The organism is Serratia sp. X3, from assembly GCF_014982455.1.
GTDB lineage: Bacteria > Pseudomonadota > Gammaproteobacteria > Enterobacterales > Enterobacteriaceae > Serratia > Serratia ureilytica.
Genome location: NZ_JADCNB010000003.1, coordinates 403,853 through 420,335, shown reverse-complemented (window position 1 = coordinate 420,335; position 16,483 = coordinate 403,853). Strand labels below are relative to the sequence as shown.

Here is a 16,483-nt window from a genome sequence, read left to right as displayed (position 1 = left end):
TTAAGAAAAATCATCCGGTTTTGCAGGTGACGAACGCGCCGCCTTCCATTACCATAGCGCCCTTCCCAAAACTGAACCACGCTTAGCCCTGCCGTCTCGCGACGTCTGCATGGCGTGAACGGCTATTGCCCGCCAAATTTAAAACAAACCGGGATTAGCTGACGTTCAGTACAGGTGCCGCGGCCCTTCCCGCCCGGTAACAAGACTTACTTACAAAGAATCGAGCCGACAATATATGCCTTTTACTCTTGGTCAACGCTGGATCAGCGACACGGAAAGCGAATTAGGACTGGGCACCGTCGTGGCGCTGGATGCGCGCATGATTACCCTGCTTTTCCCCGCCACCGGTGAAAACCGCCTCTATGCCAGAAACGATTCACCGATCACCCGCGTGATGTTCAACCCGGGCGATACCGTCAGCAGCCACGAGGGATGGCAGCTGCAGGTGGAAGAGGTGAAAGAGGAAAACGGTCTGTTGACCTATATCGGCACCCGCCTGGACACCCAGGAAAGCGGCGTGGCGATGCGCGAAGTGCTGCTGGACAGCAAACTGACCTTCAGCAAGCCGCAGGATCGCCTGTTCGCCGGCCAAATCGACCGCATGGATCGTTTCGCGCTGCGTTTTCGCGCCCGCAAATACCAGAGCGAGCAGTATCGCCTGCCGTTCGCCGGCCTGCGCGGCATGCGCGCCAGCCTGATCCCGCACCAGCTGCACATCGCTCATGAAGTCGGCCAGCGCCATGCGCCGCGCGTTCTGCTGGCGGACGAAGTCGGCCTCGGCAAAACCATCGAAGCCGGCATGATCATCCACCAACAACTGCTGGCGGGCCGCGCCGAGCGCGTGCTGATCGTGGTGCCGGAAACGCTGCAGCACCAGTGGCTGGTGGAGATGATGCGCCGCTTCAACCTCTACTTCTCGCTGTTCGACGACAGCCGCTACGCCGAAGCCAAGCTCGACAGCAGCAACCCGTTCGAGACCGAACAGCTGGTGATCTGCTCGCTGGACTTCGTGCGCCGCAACAAGCAGCGCCTGGAAGAGCTGGCGGACGCCCAGTGGGATCTGCTGGTGGTCGATGAAGCGCACCACCTGGCCTGGAGTGAAGAAGCGCCGAGCCGCGAATATCAGGTGATCGAACAGCTGGCCGAGCATATCCCCGGCGTGCTGCTGCTGACCGCCACCCCGGAACAGCTGGGCCAACAGAGCCACTTTGCGCGCCTGCGCCTGCTCGATCCGAACCGTTTCCACGACTACGGCGAGTTCGTCGCCGAACAGCAGAAATACCGTCCGGTGGCCGACGCCGTCACCCTGCTGCTCAGCGGTGAACGCCTGGCCGACGACAAGCTGAACCTGCTGGGCGAGCTGATCGACGAGCAGGACATCGAACCGCTGCTCAAAGCGGCCAACAGCGAAGGCGACAACGCCGAGCAGGCGCGCCAGGAGCTAGTTTCGATGCTGATGGATCGCCACGGCACCAGCCGCGTGCTGTTCCGCAACACCCGCAACGGCGTGAAGGGCTTCCCGCACCGCAACCTGCACCAGATCAAGCTGCCGTTGCCAACCCAGTATCAGACCGCGATCAAAGTCTCCGGCATCATGGGCGCCAAAAAGTCCGTCGAGGCGCGCGCGCGCGACATGCTGTACCCGGAGCAAATCTATCAGGAATTCGAAGGCGAAAACGCCACCTGGTGGAACTTCGACCCACGCGTCGAGTGGCTGCTGGATTACCTGCTGGCCAACCGCAACGAAAAAGTGCTGGTGATCTGCGCCAAAGCCGACACCGCGCTGCAGCTGGAGCAGGTACTGCGCGAGCGTGAAGCGATCCGCGCCGCGGTGTTCCACGAAGGGCTGTCGATCATCGAGCGCGACCGCGCCGCCGCCTACTTCGCCTCCGAAGAGGAAGGCGCGCAGGTGCTGCTGTGTTCCGAGATCGGTTCCGAAGGCCGCAACTTCCAGTTCGCCAGCCAACTGGTGATGTTCGATCTGCCGTTCAACCCGGATCTGCTGGAACAGCGCATCGGCCGTCTGGACCGTATCGGCCAGATGCACGATATCCAAATCATGGTGCCTTACCTGGAGCATACCGCACAGGCGGTGCTGGGCCGCTGGTTCCACGAAGGGCTGGACGCCTTCGAACACACCTGCCCGACCGGCCGCACCATCTACGACAGCTGCTACGAGCAGTTGATCGGCTATCTGGCCGCGCCGACCGAGCAGGAAGGCCTGGACGAATTCATCCACGCCTGCCGCCAGCAGCATGACCAGTTGAAAGCGCAGCTGGAACAGGGCCGCGACCGTCTGCTGGAGATGCACTCCAACGGCGGTGACAAAGCCCAGGCGCTGGCCGCCGCCATCGCCGAGCAAGATAACGACGTCAACCTGGTGGGCTTCGCGCTCAACCTGTTCGACATCGTCGGCATCAATCAGGAAGATCGCAGCGACAACCTGATCGTGCTCACGCCGTCCGACCATATGCTGGTGCCGGACTTCCCGGGCCTGCCACAGGACGGCTGCACCGTCACCTTCGATCGCGATCAGGCGCTGTCGCGCGAAGACGCGCAGTTCGTCAGCTGGGAACACCCGATCATCCGCAACGGCCTGGATCTTATCCTGTCCGGCGATACCGGCAGCTGTGCGGTGTCCCTGTTGAAAAACAAAGCGTTGCCGGTCGGCACCTTGCTGGTTGAGCTGGTGTACGTGGTGGAAGCCCAGGCGCCGAAGCACCTGCAGCTGACCCGCTTCCTGCCGCCGACGCCGATCCGCATGCTGATGGACCGCAAGGGCACCAACCTGGCGGCGCAGGTCGAGTTCGAAAGCTTCAACCGCCAGTTGAACGCGGTCAACCGTCACACCTCCAGTAAGCTGGTCAACGCCGTGCAGCAAGACGTGCACGCCATGCTGCAGCAGGCGGAAAGCCTGGTGGAAGCGCAGGCGCGCACGCTTATCGAACAGGCGAAGCAAGAGGCGGACGACAAGCTGAGCGCCGAGCTGGCGCGTCTGGAAGCGCTGAAGGCGGTCAACCCAAACATCCGCGACGACGAAGTCGAGACGCTGGAGTTCAACCGCCGTCAGGTGCTGGCCAACCTCAATGAAGCCGGCTGGCGTCTCGACGCCATTCGTCTGGTGGTGGTCACCCACCAGTAACCGGCGCGACGCGGGGAGGCAGCCATCTCCCCGTTCGGCCCTTTTCGCGGAGCCAAGATGGAACCCTACAATCCCCCGCAGGACCCGCTGCACATCCTGTATCAGGATGAACACATCATGGTGGTCAACAAGCCCAGCGGCTTGCTGTCGGTGCCCGGCCGCGCGCCGGAAAACAAAGACAGCCTGATGACCCGCATTCAGGCCGATCATCCGGCCGCCGAATCGGTGCACCGGCTGGATATGGCCACCAGCGGGGTGATCGTGGTGGCGCTCAACAAGGCCGCCGAGCGTGAGCTGAAGCGTCAGTTCCGCGAACGCGAACCGAAGAAATCCTATATCGCCCGCGTTTGGGGGCATATGGAACATGACGAAGGGTTGGTGGATTTGCCGCTAATCTGCGACTGGCCGAACCGGCCGCTGCAAAAGGTGTGTTTTGACACCGGCAAAGCGGCGCAAACGGAATATCTGGTGCTGTCGCGCGACGCCGATGGCAGCACGCGCGTGAAGCTGACGCCGATCACCGGCCGCTCACATCAGCTGCGGGTGCACATGCTGGCGCTGGGACACCCGATCCTCGGCGACGGTTTCTACGCCCCGCCGGAGGCCAAGGCGATGGCGCCGCGATTGCAGCTGCATGCGCAAGAGTTGCGCATCACCCACCCCGCCTTCCAGACGCCGATGCACTTTCGCGCCGAGCCGGATTTCTGAACCCCATGTTAAACGGGCCCGGCATGCCGGGCCCGCTTTCATCGCTTATTTAAAACCTTTCTCGCGTTTGATCAGGTCGTACGCCGCCTGGATCTCCTGCGCTTTCTGCTTGGCCATTTCCATCATCTCCGGCGGCAAGCCTTTCGCCACCAGCTTATCCGGATGGTGTTCGCTCATCAGCTTGCGGTAGGCGCGTTTGATGGTGGCGGCATCGTCGCTGCTGCGCACGCCGAGCACCTTGCACGCATCGTCGAGCGTCGGGCCGCGCTGAGCCTGCTGATAACCGCCCTGCGAATACCCGCCCTGCTGACCGCCGCCGAACTGACGCCCGCCCTCCATCATGCTGAGGAACTGATCGAACTGCGCGCGCGAAATGCCCAGCTCTTCGGCGATGACATACAGCACCTGACGTTCGTTCGGGTGCAGCGAGCCGTCGGCGAACGCCGCCTGAATCTGAATTTCCAGAAACATCCGAATCAGATCGAAGCGGCCGAAACAGATGCTGCGGAACTGCTGCAGCGTCTCACGCAGCGGGAACTGGCTCTGTTTGCCCTCGCGGAACGCCTGCTGCGCCGCGGTGCGCGCTTCGCCGTGCAGCTGCAGGCGATCCATGAACAAGCTGGCGATCTGGATATCCGCCTCGGTGACACGTCCTTTGGATTTGGTCAGGTGGCCCATCACCTGAAAAGTGGTGCGGAAAAACAGCGTTTGCCGCGTTTGCTGGTCGGTGAAAAACCCCCGGCTGCGCTTGTTGCTGCGCGCCGTATCGATCATATGACCGATAATCAGCCCCAGAACTACACCCCAGAATCCCGCGCCAGACCAGATGGCGACGATGACGCCGAGCAGTTTTCCCCAATACTGCATATACTCCTCAATTATCATGCCGAAAGCCGCCCGCTCTCCTCCGTTTCAGGAAAGGGCGCAGGCGATTTTTCCTAGAATTTGGATTATCATACCTGTCATTTATCTTTGCGCCTAACGACGACGCAAGTAAACGGCTGGATTTAGCACTAGCGCAACGCAGATGAGTAATATAGTCTCTGACCGTTTGCCGGACACGACGCCTCTGATGACGGAACACCAAAACCGCGTATGAAAAAAAGTTTCCCAACACTGCTGGCCACGATGATTTGGACGGCACTCTACAGTCAGCATGCGCTGGCTGATCTGGCCGAGCAATGCATGCTTGGCGTTCCTGTTTACGACAAGCCTTTGGTCAGCGGCGATCCGAACAGCCAGCCGGTGACCATCAATGCCGATGACTCGCGCGCCGACTACCCGAAAAGCGCCCTGTTCAGCGGCAACGTGCATATCGAGCAGGGCAACAGCACCCTGACCGCCAAAGAAGTTGAGCTGAATCAGACGCAAAACCCCGGCCAGACGGAACCGGTTCGTACCGTCACCGCCACCGGCGACGTGCACTACAGCGACAATCAGATCAAACTGAAAGGCCCGAAGGCCTGGTCTAACCTGAATACCAAAGATACCGACGTCTATGAAGGCGACTACCAGATGGTAGGCCGTCAGGGGCGCGGCGACGCCGACAAGATGAAAATGCGCGGCGCCAACCGTTACACCATCCTGGAAAACGGCACCTTTACCTCCTGTCTGCCAGGCGACGACAGCTGGAGCGTGGTCGGTTCCGAAGTGATCCACGATCGCGAAGAGCAGGTGGCGGAAATATGGAACGCCCGCTTCCGCATCGGCGGCGTGCCGGTGTTCTACAGCCCGTACCTGCAGCTGCCGGTCGGCGACAAGCGCCGTTCCGGCTTCCTGATCCCGAACGCCAAGTACGGCAGCAACAACGGCTTCGAGTTCATGTTGCCGTACTACTGGAACATCGCGCCGAACTACGACGCCACCATCACCCCGCACTATATGTCCAAGCGCGGCTTGCAGTGGCAGACCGAGTTCCGTTATCTGGTGCAGCCGGGCCTCGGCCTGATGGAGTTCGACTGGTTGCCGGACGACAAGGAATACGGCAAAGATCATGACGACAACAAACGCTGGCTGTTCTACTGGAACCACAACGGCGTCATGGATCAGGTGTGGCGCTTCAACGTCGATTACACCAAGGTCAGCGATTCCAAGTACTTCACCGATCTGGACTCAAAATACGGCTCCACCACCGACGGCTACGCCACGCAGAAATTCAGCCTCGGCTACGCCAACGAGAACTGGAACGCCACGCTGAGCTCCAAGCAGTTCCAGATTTACGACGATACCGATCGCTCACAGTCGGACTCGTATAAAGTCCAGCCGCAGCTGGATCTGAACTACTACAAGAACGATCTCGGCCCGTTCGATTTCCATATTTACGGCCAGGCGGCCAAGTTCACCAGCGTCAACCCATACAGCCCGGACGCCACCCGTCTGCATATGGAGCCAACGCTCAACCTGCCGCTGACCAACGGCTGGGCCAGCCTGAACACCGAAGCCAAGCTGATGGCGACCCATTACCAGCAGGATATTCCTGACGGTTTCGCCGCCAACTACCAGAGCCGCAAAAACGCTGCCGCGCCGGAGCTCGATGATTCGGTCAACCGCGTACTGCCGCAGTTCAAGGTCGACGGCAAGCTGGTGTTCGAGCGGCCGATGATCTGGGCCGAAGGCGCCACCCAGACGCTGGAGCCGCGCGTGCAGTACCTGTACGTGCCGTACCGCGACCAGAGCAACATCTACACCTACGACACTACGCTGCTGCAGACCGACTATTCCGGTCTGTTCCGCGACCGCACCTACAGCGGCCTGGATCGCATCGCTTCGCAGAACCGCGTCTCTACCGGTGTGACCACGCGCATTTATGATGACGCGCTGGTGGAACGTTTTAACGCTTCCGTGGGTCAAATCTACTACTTCAGCCGTTCACGCACCGGCGATCAGGTGACGGGATACGACAACAACGACGATACCGGCAGCGTGGCCTGGGCCGGCGATACCTATTGGAAAATCGACGATCGTTGGGGCCTGCGCGGCGGCCTGCAGTACGACACCCGTTTGAACAGCGTCTCGCTGGGCAACGGCGTGGTGGAATACCGCCAGGACGCCGAGCGCGTGGTGCAGCTGAACTACCGTTACGCCACGCCGGAATATATCCAGACGGCGTTGAACACCAAAACGGTTCCGGCCTTCCAGGACGGCATCTCGCAGGTGGGCATCACCGGCAGCTGGCCGATCGCCGATCGTTGGGCGGTGGTCGGGGCGTACTACTACGACACCCGCGCCAAACAATCCGCCGATCAGCTGGTGGGGCTGAAGTACAACACCTGCTGCTGGGCGGTGACGCTGGGCTACGAGCGCAAGATCACCGACTGGAACAACAGCAACAATACCAGCGTTTACGACAACAGAGTTTCGTTCAACGTCGAACTGCGCGGCCTGAGCAGCGATCATAGTCTCGGCTCCGCAGAAATGCTGCGCTCCGGCATTCTGCCGTATCAGCGCGCATTCTGACGCTTTGCAACACTTTGAAAACGAGAACTTTCACCCGCATTTGCGGATTACATAATGGGAAATGTATGAAGAACTGGAGAACGCTTATTCTCGGATTGGTGGTTTGCGCCAATGCCGCGTTCGCAGCACCCCAAGAAGTGGATAAAGTCGCCGCCGTCGTGGATAACGGCGTGGTACTCGAAAGCGACGTCAACGGACTGTTGCAGTCGGTGAAGCTCAACGCCCAGCAGGCCGGTCAGCAACTGCCGGACGACAAGACGCTGCGCCATCAGATCATCGAACGTCTGATCATGGATAACATCCAGCTGCAGATGGCCAAGAAAATGGGCATCACCGTCTCCGACGCCGATCTGGACAAAGCGATCGCCAACATCGCCGCGCAGAACCGCATGAGCGTCGATCAGCTGCGCAGCCGCCTGTCGTACGAAGGGCTGAACTACAACACCTACCGCGCGCAGATCCGCAAAGAGATGCTGATCTCCGAAGTGCGTAACAACGAAGTGCGCCGCCGCGTCACCATCCTGCCGCAGGAAGTGGACGCGCTGGCCAAACAGGTGGGCGCGCAGAACGGCAGCGACACCGAAATGAACATCAGCCACATCCTGATCCCGCTGCCGGAGAACCCGTCGCAGCAGCAGGTCGACAAAGCCGAAGAGCTGGCCAAACGCCTGGTGGGCGAGATCAACAGCGGCGCCGACTTCGGCAAGCTGGCGATCACTTACTCCGCCGACTCTCAGGCGCTGAAAGGCGGCAACATGGGCTGGGGCAAGCTGCAAGAGATCCCGACCCTGTTCGCTGAACGCCTGGTGAGCGCCAAGAAAGGCGACGTCGTCGGCCCAATCCGTTCCGGCGTCGGCTTCCACATCCTGAAAGTCAACGACATCCGCGGCGCCAGCCAGTCGGTGTCGGTCACCGAAGTGCACGCCCGTCACATCCTGCTGAAACCTTCGGTGGTGCTGACCGACGACCAGGCGCGCGCCAAGCTGCAATCCGTCGCGGAAGCGATCAAGAGCGGCCGCGCCAAATTCGCCGACGAAGCCAAACAGCTGTCGCAGGATCCGGGTTCCGCCATGCAGGGCGGCGATCTGGGCTGGGCTTCCCCGGACATCTACGATCCCGCCTTCCGCGATGCGTTGCTCAAGCTGAGCAAAGGTGAGATCAGCGCGCCGGTGCACTCTTCCTTCGGTTGGCACCTGATTCAGCTGCTGGATACCCGTCAGGTGGATAAGACCGACGCCGCGCAGAAAGATCGCGCTTACCGCATGCTGTTCAACCGTAAGTTCGCCGAAGAGGCGCAGACCTGGATGCAGGAACAGCGCGCCCAGGCTTACGTGAAGATCCTCGATGGCAGCGATGCGCAGCAATAAACGCGTCGTCATTACCCCCGGCGAACCCGCCGGGGTGGGGCCGGATTTGGTAGCCGCCCTGGCGCAACAGGATTGGCCTGTTGAGCTGGTGGTGTGCGCCGATCCGGCCCTGTTGCTTGAGCGCGCCAAGCGTTTGGGCCTGCCGCTGACGCTGCGCGACTACCAGCCGCAGCAGCCGGCCGAGGCGCAACGCGCCGGCACGCTGACCGTGCTGCCGGTGTCGCTCGCTCAGCCGGTCACCGCCGGTGAACTGAACGTCGGCAACAGCGCCTACGTGGTGGAAACCCTGGCGCGCGCCTGCGACGGCTGCCTGAACGGCGAATTCGCTGCGCTGATCACCGGCCCGGTGAACAAGGGCGTGATCAACGACGCCGGCGTGCCGTTTATCGGCCATACCGAATTCTTTGCCGATCGCAGCCGCTGCGATCGCGTGGTGATGATGCTCGCGACCGAAGAGCTGCGCGTGGCGCTGGCGACCACCCACCTGCCGCTGCTGGCGGTGCCGGGCGCCATCACGCAGCAGAGCCTGTTCGAAGTCATTCGCATCCTCGACCACGATCTGAAAACCAAATTTGGCATCGCCCAGCCGCACATTTACGTCTGCGGTCTGAATCCCCACGCCGGGGAAGGCGGCCATATGGGGCGCGAAGAGATAGACACCATCATCCCGGCGCTCGACGCGCTGCGCGCTGACGGTATCCATCTTGTCGGCCCGCTGCCGGCGGACACCCTGTTCCAGCCCAAATATCTGCAAGATGCCGATGCGGTGCTGGCGATGTATCACGATCAGGGGCTGCCGGTGCTAAAATACCAAGGGTTCGGCCGCGCGGTGAATATCACCCTCGGTTTGCCTTTCATACGCACCTCGGTCGACCACGGTACCGCTCTGGAACTGGCCGGCACCGGCACCGCCGATGTCGGCAGTTTCCAAACGGCCCTGAATCTCGCCATTAAAATGATAATTAATTGTAATGAATAACAGAGTCCACCAAGGGCACTTTGCCCGCAAACGCTTTGGACAAAACTTTTTAACCGATCAGTTTGTCATCGATAGCATTGTCTCCGCCATTCACCCGCAGCCGGGCGAAGCAGTGGTCGAGATCGGCCCCGGCCTCGGCGCCTTGACCGAACCGGTCGGCGCGCGCATGGACCGCATGACGGTGATCGAACTGGACCGCGATCTGGCCACTCGGCTGGAGAATCACCCGCAGCTGAAAGACAAGCTGACCATCCGCCAGCAGGACGCCATGACGGTGAATTTCGCCGAACTGGCCGAGGAGGCTGGCCAACCGCTGCGCGTATTTGGTAACCTGCCGTACAATATTTCGACGCCGCTGATGTTCCACCTTTTCAGCTATACTCAGGCAATCCGCGACATGCACTTTATGTTGCAGAAAGAGGTGGTCAACCGTCTGGTGGCCGGCCCGAACAGCAAGGCCTACGGGCGTTTGACCGTGATGGCGCAGTACTACTGCAACGTCATCCCGGTGCTGGAAGTGCCGCCGACCGCGTTCGCGCCGCCGCCGAAGGTCGATTCCGCCGTGGTGCGCCTGGTTCCGCACACCGAGCTGCCGAACCCGGTGGGCGACGTGCGCATGCTGAGCCGCATCACCACGCAGGCGTTCAACCAGCGGCGGAAAACCATCCGCAATAGCCTGGGCGATCTGTTCACGCCGGAGCAGCTGACGGAGCTGGGCGTCGATCCTTCGCTCAGAGCAGAGAATATTTCTGTGGCGCAGTACTGCAAGCTGGCGAACTGGCTGTCAGCCAATCCGGCGCCGCAGCAATAAGGAGTTGTTGTCATGATTGATTCGCCCCGCGTGTGTATTCAGGTTCAGAGCATCTATGTGGAATCACAGTCGATCCCTGAAGAAGAGCGTTACGTCTTCGCCTATACCATTACCATCCGCAATCTGGGGCGGACCAACGTGCAACTGCTGGGCCGTTACTGGCTGATCACCAACAGCAACGGCCGCCAAACCGAAGTCCAGGGCGAAGGCGTGATCGGCGAACAGCCCGTCATTCCGCCCGGTGGAGAGTTTCAGTACACCAGCGGCGCCATTCTGGAAACGCCGCTGGGCACCATGGAAGGCCATTACGAAATGGTTGACCATCAGGGTCAGCCGTTCCGCACCGCTATTCCCGTGTTCCGCTTAGCCATTCCAACGCTGATCCATTAATTATGTCGACATACCTTATCGGCGACGTTCACGGCTGTTTCGATGAACTGAAGTCGCTGCTGGCTCAGGTTGCGTTCGATCCCGAGCGCGATCAACTGTGGCTGACCGGCGATCTGGTGGCGCGCGGCCCCGCCTCGCTGGACGTGCTGCGCTATGTGCGCTCGCTCGGCCCGGCGGTGCGCATGGTGCTGGGCAACCACGATCTGCACCTGCTGGCGGTTTACGCCGGCATCAGCCGCAACAAACCCAAAGATCGCATCACGCCGCTGCTGGAAGCGCCGGACGCCGACGAGCTGATCAACTGGCTGCGCCGCCAACCGGTGCTGCAGGTGGATGATGAGCAAAAGCTGGTGATGGCCCACGCCGGCATCACCCCGCAGTGGGACATCGACACCGCGAAAATGTGCGCGCGCGAAGTGGAGGCGGTATTGAGCAGCGACAGCTATCCGCTGTTCCTCGACGCCATGTACGGCGACATGCCGAACAACTGGGCGCCGGAGCTGAGCGGCCTGGCGCGCCTGCGTTTCAGCACTAATGCGCTGACGCGCATGCGCTACTGCTTCCCCAACGGCCAGCTCGACATGATCTGCAAAGATGCGCCGGGCAGCGCGCCGGCGCCGCTGAAACCGTGGTTCGAGCTGCCGCGCCTGGTGGACCCGGAATACACCATCATCTTCGGCCACTGGGCCTCGCTGGAAGGCAAAGGCACGCCTGAGGGCGTGATCGGGCTGGATACCGGCTGCTGCTGGGGCGGCGATCTGACGATGCTGCGCTGGGAAGACCGCCGTTACTTCACGCAGCCCGCCAATCGCGGCGAAGCGCCTGACCACGCCGGCAGATTAGCCGCATCCTGAAACGATAAAGGCGGCCCGGTGGCCGCCTTTGTTCTGTATTGCCACCTTACGCCCCAATCACTCCGCCATCTTCACGCGTGATCATCAACACCGATGAACGCGGGCGCGGGCTGTTGTTTGGGAAGTGCGAATCGCCTTCTTCTCCGGGATGCTGTACGTTGACGAACATCGTCTTGTAGTCTGGGATGAAGGTGATGCCGGTCAGTTCGCAGGACTTCGGCCCCACCATGAAACGGCGGATCTCGCCGCTGACCGGATCGCCCACCAGCATCTGGTTGTTGCCCTGCCCGACGTAGTCGCCCTTGTTGCTGTACTTGCCGTCGGTGAGGATCCACAGACGGCCGGCGCGATCGAAACCCAGCCCGTCCGGGCTGTTGAAGGTATTTTCCGCCGTAATGTTCGGCGTGCCGCGGTTGACGCCTTCGGGGTGGGCAATCGGGTTGCCGCACAGCGCATAGATGTCCCAGGCGAAAACCTCGGCGGTGGCGTCGCCGCCCTCGTCCCAGCGAATGATTTGGCCGTAGATATTGTTCGGTCGCGGGTTGGCGGCGTTCAACGGCATCCCTTCCTCGCCGCGCTTGCTGTTGTTGGTTAACGTGCAGTACGCGCGCCCGTCATGCGGGTTCACCGCGATCCACTCCGGGCGATCCATTTTGGTGGCGCCGACCTGCTGTGCCGCCTTGCGGGCGAAGATCAGCACTTCGGCCTCATCGCGGAAACCGTTCTCCGGCGTCAGGCCGTTCTTGCCGAACTCAAGCGCAATCCAGCGCCCTTTGCCCTTCAGCGGCGTGCCGGCTTCATCGCCGTCGAACTGCGCCACGTACAGCGTCCCCTCATCCAGCAGCGTACGATTGTTGGCCGGATTGGCGGCGTCGACCACGCCTTTGGAGACGTACTTATAGATATGTTCGCCGCGCTCGTCGTCGCCCATATACACCACCAGACGGCCGTCTTTGGCCACGGTCACCGCCGCGTTTTCATGTTTGAAACGGCCGAGCGCGGTGTGCTTGATGGGCGTCGAGGTCGGATTCAACGGATCGATCTCGACAATCCAGCCGTGACGGTTGAATTCGTTGGGATTCTTCGCCACATCAAAACGCTCGTCATAGTCCGGCCAGTTGCGTTCCGGTTCGCTGACCTTCAGCGTGTAGCGCTTCTGTTCCGGCGTGGTTCGATAATCGGCCTGACGGGTGCCGAAATAGGTGTCGAAGTTTTCCTCGCAGGTCAGGTAGGTGCCCCACGGCGTCTTGCCGTTGGCGCAGTTGCCGAAGGTGCCCAGCACCTTGCGGCCGCTCGGATCGGCGGCGGTCTGCAACAGCGGATGTCCGGCGGCCGGGCCGCTGAATTGCATCTCGCTGTTGGCGGTGATGCGGCGGTTATAGCGCGACGGGCGCTCCACCTCCCAGCGCTGGCCGTCGCCGACCCGCTTGACCGCGACAATGGAGACGCCGTGCGCCGCCTGCGATTTGCGCACCTCTTCCAGGCTGGTGGCCTTGGCGCCGCCGTGGGCGAACAGGTACTGCTCGTTAACGTATTCGTTATTGATGGCCATCACGCCGTGATTGTCATCGATAGGGAAGAAGCTCATGCCATCGTTGTTGTCGCCAAACTGTTTTTCCTGATCGGCGGCGCTGTTGTTGCCCTGCGGATCGAAGGCCGGCGCGCCGTCCACCAGCGGCTCGCCCCAGGAGATCAGCACCTCGGCGCGGTAGCCTGGCGCTATCGTCACTTCATCGGCGGTAGACGCGGCGATGCCCCGGAAGCCCAGCAGCGTGTTCGGCGGCAGATCCTCAGCTAAAGCCTCGGCGGAGACCGACCAGATGCCGCCGCCGAGAAAACCGGCCAGGCCGACGGCGCCGGCGCTGCCGAGCAGCAGCCTGCGGCGAGTGGGATCGATCAGGCGGTCGGCGTCTAATTGCTCAATTTGCTTGGTCATAACGTGGTTACCTTTTTAGTTATGGCGCCGCGGTCAAAATTCACCAGAGTTGCCGTGGCGCTCGGAGTTGGGCTTCATACTAATCAGGTAATGTGACGGAAAGGTTACGAATGACCGGCGCAAAAAGACCGGGGGCGCAATTGCTTGCGCCCCCGGGGATGACTGGCTAACGCGCTGAGATCAGCGGCGCTGCAGGATTTCGAAGCAGTAGCTGTGCGAGTTCAGATCGTCGGCGTCGTGGAATTCGCTGAACGTGGTTTCCCACTCGTCCGGCTCGTAATCCGGGAAGTGGGTATCGCCGCCGACTTCGGCGTCGATGTGCGTCAGGTACAGGCGATCGGCGCGCGGCAGCAACTGGGTATAGATGCGCCCACCGCCGATCACCATCACTTCTTCCACCTCACCCGCGGCAGCCAGCGCCTCATCCAGCGAGGTCACCCAGGTCACCCCGGCGGCATTGCCCGGGCGGCTGCTCAAAACGATATTGTGGCGGCCCGGCAGCGGGCGGCCGATGGACTCGAAGGTCTTGCGGCCCATAATAACCGGCTTATTCAACGTGTTGCGTTTAAACCACGCAAGGTCCGCCGGCAGGTGCCACGGCATGGCGTTTTCCATGCCAATAACGCGATCCGCCGCCAAGGCAGCGATCAGGCTGATAATCATTGTTTAACCCTGTGTAGGCAGCAAAATTGGTGACACTATACGTAAAGGCCTGAGTGCCGTCGATAGGCTAATCAAGCAAGATGAATATATAAGATAGCTCTTATCAGCATATCTAATAACCAACGTTCTTTTGCCGGGGAATTTCACACGCCGGGGCGTTTGCGGTACAACCACAGGCCCGGTAACGACAGGCCGATCGACAACGCGCCGACGATGAAACTGGCCTTGAGGAAGTTGGTGATCATGGTCTCCATCAAAGCCTCGCTGTAGCCCAGATGCGAGATCTCCACCACCGTGATCATCGCGGTATAAGCGGAAATGCCGGGGAACATCGGGATCACCGCCGCCACGGTGAACACCTTCGGGTGCGCCAACAGCCAGCGCGACCAATAGATACCGATGATGCCGATCAGGATCGCCGCCAGCAGCGACGCCCACTCGATGTTCATGCCCACGTGCATCATCAGCATGCGCGAGCCGCGCCCGATTGCCCCGAGCAACGCGCAATAGCGCAGCGCGCGCAGCGGCACGTTGAACACCATGGCGAAGCCCAGCGCCGGCACCGCCGCCAACAGCATCTCCTGTAACAATGCCCACAGCAGACTCATGACCACCCCCGCAGATCCCACAGCGACATCGCCATCACCACGCCGATACAGGTCGCCAACGTCAACAGGCTGGCCATCGCCCAGCGCGCCAGCCCGGTGTTGACGTGCCCCTTGAACATGTCGGCCACCGCGTTGATCAGCGGGAAGCCCGGCACCAGCAGCAGCACGCTGGCGGCCATCGCCACGCTCGAGGTCTCTTTAAACACCGGCAGGCGCAGCAGCAGCCCGGATATCGACGTAGCGACAAACGCCGTCAGGCAAAAATTGATCAGCGGATTCATATGGCGGGCGGTGAGGATCTGGCGCACCAGCATCGCCGCGCCGCTGGCGATAAAGGTCACCAGGAAGGCGTCGCCGCCGCCGCCGTTGAGCATGCTGAAACACCCGCAGGACAATCCCACCATCAGCACCACCAGCCAGCGCGGATAGCGCAGCGGCCGGATCTTTTCGAAGCGCCGCGCCACGTCGTGCGCATCCGCCAGGCGGTGCTCGGCGAGGATCACGATATGCTGCACTTCCGTCACCACCTGCATATTGATGCCGCGATCGACATTCTTGCGGGTGGTGGTCAGGCAGGCGCCGTGGCTGAGGGTGGTCAACACTACCGCATTGGCGGAGATTGAACTTTCCACGCTGTCCATCCCCAGCGCCAACCCCAGGCGGGTGGACAACTGCTCCACCACCGTGCTCTCGGCGCCGTGCTGCAACAGCAGCAGCGCGCATTGAATGCACAAGCGGGTGATTTCACGCTGTTGCCGGTGCGGTTCCGGCCTGTCTGTGGCGGTAGTCTGCTGCATGGTGCTCCGTCGCTGGCGATAGATGAATTATTATCATAGAGCCTAACAATACCTCATTGGGTTGATGCGCATCAGAGGAAGCGGCGTTATTATCGCCAACATGCTGCCTTTTGCGCGAGACGCCTCCCATGCTTGAAACTTCACTGTTCGTCGCCGGCATTGCCGCCCTCGGCATGCTTTCCCCCGGCCCGGATTTTTTCCTGGTGATCAAAAACGCCGCCCGCTACCCGCGTCTGGCCGCCATGATGACCGCTTTCGGCGTGATTTGCGGCGTCGCCACCCACATGTCCTACTGCGTCGCCGGGCTGGCGGTGGTGATCACCACCACGCCGTGGCTGTTCAACCTGCTGAAATACGCCGGGGCGGTCTATCTGGTGTGGATCGGCATCCAGGCGCTGCTGTCGCGCGGCGGCGGCAAAATGAACGTCAGCAATCTGCCGCAGCAGCAGGTCAGCCTGAAGAGCGCCTTTGCGCAAGGCTACCTGTGCAACCTGCTGAACCCGAAAGCCACCCTGTTCTTCCTGGCGGTCTTCACCCAGGTGTTGCAGATCGATTCCGGTCTGGGTGACAAGCTGTGGTACGCGGGGATTATTCTCGGCCTGTCGGTGATCTGGTGGCCGCTGCTGGTGTTTTTGATCCAGAGCGGGCCGGTGCGCCGCGGGCTGGAAAAGACGCAGAAGATCGTCGACAAATTGCTGGGCGGCATGTTGATCGCCTTAGGCATCAAGGTCGCACTGAGCTAAGCAAAAAAGGGGCGCCATCACGGCGCCCC

At 61.3% G+C, this 16,483-nt stretch carries 14 protein-coding genes; 9 read left to right on the top strand and 5 right to left on the bottom strand.

Annotation, left to right across the window (positions count from 1 at the left end; all coding sequences use genetic code 11):
- Positions 1-235: 235 nt before the first annotated feature.
- Together rapA and rluA are read left to right on the top strand one after the other, a co-directional pair.
- Complete coding sequence (gene rapA / locus IMX17_RS16190) at positions 236-3,142, top strand: RNA polymerase-associated protein RapA (protein ID WP_046898111.1); 2,907 nt, start codon at positions 236-238, stop codon at positions 3,140-3,142.
- Between the two features lie 57 nt (positions 3,143-3,199).
- Entirely contained in the window at positions 3,200-3,850 is a 651-nt protein-coding gene (rluA, locus tag IMX17_RS16185) for a bifunctional tRNA pseudouridine(32) synthase/23S rRNA pseudouridine(746) synthase RluA (protein WP_004932866.1), read from the top strand.
- A gap of 45 nt (positions 3,851-3,895) precedes the next feature.
- Here the strand turns inward: rluA and djlA are convergent, their stop codons facing one another.
- The gene (gene djlA, locus IMX17_RS16180; RefSeq protein ID WP_025301546.1) at positions 3,896-4,717 is read right to left on the bottom strand and encodes a co-chaperone DjlA; all 822 of its coding nucleotides are present in this window, start codon (positions 4,715-4,717) and stop codon (positions 3,896-3,898) included.
- Positions 4,718-4,945: 228 nt separating this feature from the next.
- On the opposite strand from djlA, the gene lptD reads away from it, so the two are divergent.
- From lptD to apaH, 6 genes are all read left to right on the top strand, one after another.
- Positions 4,946-7,306: an LPS assembly protein LptD gene (lptD, locus tag IMX17_RS16175; protein WP_182265276.1), complete on the top strand. Its 2,361-nt coding sequence runs from the start codon at positions 4,946-4,948 to the stop codon at positions 7,304-7,306.
- A 65-nt stretch (positions 7,307-7,371) separates the two neighbouring features.
- Positions 7,372-8,673 (top strand): peptidylprolyl isomerase SurA, encoded by a 1,302-nt coding sequence (gene surA, locus IMX17_RS16170; RefSeq protein WP_033641834.1) that lies wholly within the window; start codon positions 7,372-7,374, stop codon positions 8,671-8,673.
- Positions 8,651-9,652, top strand: a complete 1,002-nt coding sequence (gene pdxA / locus IMX17_RS16165; RefSeq protein ID WP_370571410.1) for a 4-hydroxythreonine-4-phosphate dehydrogenase PdxA — start codon at positions 8,651-8,653, stop codon at positions 9,650-9,652. The genes surA and pdxA overlap by 23 nt, the downstream gene beginning before the upstream one ends.
- A complete protein-coding gene (rsmA, locus tag IMX17_RS16160) occupies positions 9,645-10,463 on the top strand; it encodes a 16S rRNA (adenine(1518)-N(6)/adenine(1519)-N(6))-dimethyltransferase RsmA (protein WP_033641833.1) in 819 nt (272 codons plus the stop codon). Before pdxA ends, rsmA begins: the two co-directional genes overlap by 8 nt.
- Positions 10,464-10,475: 12 nt before the next feature.
- Positions 10,476-10,853, top strand: a complete 378-nt coding sequence (gene apaG, locus IMX17_RS16155; RefSeq protein WP_015376624.1) for a Co2+/Mg2+ efflux protein ApaG — start codon at positions 10,476-10,478, stop codon at positions 10,851-10,853.
- 2 nt (positions 10,854-10,855) lie between these two features.
- Positions 10,856-11,707 carry a bis(5'-nucleosyl)-tetraphosphatase (symmetrical) ApaH gene (gene apaH / locus IMX17_RS16150; RefSeq protein ID WP_033641832.1) on the top strand — a complete coding sequence of 284 codons (852 nt, stop codon included), beginning with the start codon at positions 10,856-10,858 and terminating at the stop codon, positions 11,705-11,707.
- Between the two features lie 46 nt (positions 11,708-11,753).
- Here the strand turns inward: apaH and IMX17_RS16145 are convergent, their stop codons facing one another.
- From IMX17_RS16145 to IMX17_RS16130, 4 genes are all read right to left on the bottom strand, one after another.
- Entirely contained in the window at positions 11,754-13,643 is a 1,890-nt protein-coding gene (locus IMX17_RS16145; RefSeq protein WP_193549974.1) for a PhoX family phosphatase, read from the bottom strand.
- 180 nt (positions 13,644-13,823) lie between these two features.
- Positions 13,824-14,306, bottom strand: coding sequence for a type 3 dihydrofolate reductase (gene folA, locus IMX17_RS16140; protein WP_033637073.1), 483 nt, complete (start codon positions 14,304-14,306; stop codon positions 13,824-13,826).
- Positions 14,307-14,449: 143 nt separating this feature from the next.
- Positions 14,450-14,914, bottom strand: coding sequence for a threonine/serine exporter (locus IMX17_RS16135; protein ID WP_033651687.1), 465 nt, complete (start codon positions 14,912-14,914; stop codon positions 14,450-14,452).
- On the bottom strand, positions 14,911-15,711 hold the full coding sequence (locus tag IMX17_RS16130; RefSeq protein WP_182265275.1) for a threonine/serine exporter ThrE family protein: 801 nt from the start codon (positions 15,709-15,711) through the stop codon (positions 14,911-14,913). The genes IMX17_RS16135 and IMX17_RS16130 overlap by 4 nt, the downstream gene beginning before the upstream one ends.
- A gap of 128 nt (positions 15,712-15,839) precedes the next feature.
- On the opposite strand from IMX17_RS16130, the gene IMX17_RS16125 reads away from it, so the two are divergent.
- Positions 15,840-16,454, top strand: coding sequence for a LysE family translocator (locus IMX17_RS16125; RefSeq protein WP_015376619.1), 615 nt, complete (start codon positions 15,840-15,842; stop codon positions 16,452-16,454).
- Positions 16,455-16,483 lie beyond the last annotated feature (29 nt).

Bases quoted from the DNA above. Each gene is read 5' to 3' on its own strand.
- rapA (WP_046898111.1), top strand. From the start codon at position 236: ATGCCTTTTACTCTTGGTCAACGCTGGATCAGCGACACGGAAAGCGAA.
- rluA (WP_004932866.1), top strand. From the start codon at position 3,200: ATGGAACCCTACAATCCCCCGCAGGACCCGCTGCACATCCTGTATCAG.
- djlA (WP_025301546.1), bottom strand. From the start codon at position 4,717: ATGCAGTATTGGGGAAAACTGCTCGGCGTCATCGTCGCCATCTGGTCT.
- lptD (WP_182265276.1), top strand. From the start codon at position 4,946: ATGAAAAAAAGTTTCCCAACACTGCTGGCCACGATGATTTGGACGGCA.
- surA (WP_033641834.1), top strand. From the start codon at position 7,372: ATGAAGAACTGGAGAACGCTTATTCTCGGATTGGTGGTTTGCGCCAAT.
- pdxA (WP_370571410.1), top strand. From the start codon at position 8,651: ATGGCAGCGATGCGCAGCAATAAACGCGTCGTCATTACCCCCGGCGAA.
- rsmA (WP_033641833.1), top strand. From the start codon at position 9,645: ATGAATAACAGAGTCCACCAAGGGCACTTTGCCCGCAAACGCTTTGGA.
- apaG (WP_015376624.1), top strand. From the start codon at position 10,476: ATGATTGATTCGCCCCGCGTGTGTATTCAGGTTCAGAGCATCTATGTG.
- apaH (WP_033641832.1), top strand. From the start codon at position 10,856: ATGTCGACATACCTTATCGGCGACGTTCACGGCTGTTTCGATGAACTG.
- IMX17_RS16145 (WP_193549974.1), bottom strand. From the start codon at position 13,643: ATGACCAAGCAAATTGAGCAATTAGACGCCGACCGCCTGATCGATCCC.
- folA (WP_033637073.1), bottom strand. From the start codon at position 14,306: ATGATTATCAGCCTGATCGCTGCCTTGGCGGCGGATCGCGTTATTGGC.
- IMX17_RS16135 (WP_033651687.1), bottom strand. From the start codon at position 14,914: ATGAGTCTGCTGTGGGCATTGTTACAGGAGATGCTGTTGGCGGCGGTG.
- IMX17_RS16130 (WP_182265275.1), bottom strand. From the start codon at position 15,711: ATGCAGCAGACTACCGCCACAGACAGGCCGGAACCGCACCGGCAACAG.
- IMX17_RS16125 (WP_015376619.1), top strand. From the start codon at position 15,840: ATGCTTGAAACTTCACTGTTCGTCGCCGGCATTGCCGCCCTCGGCATG.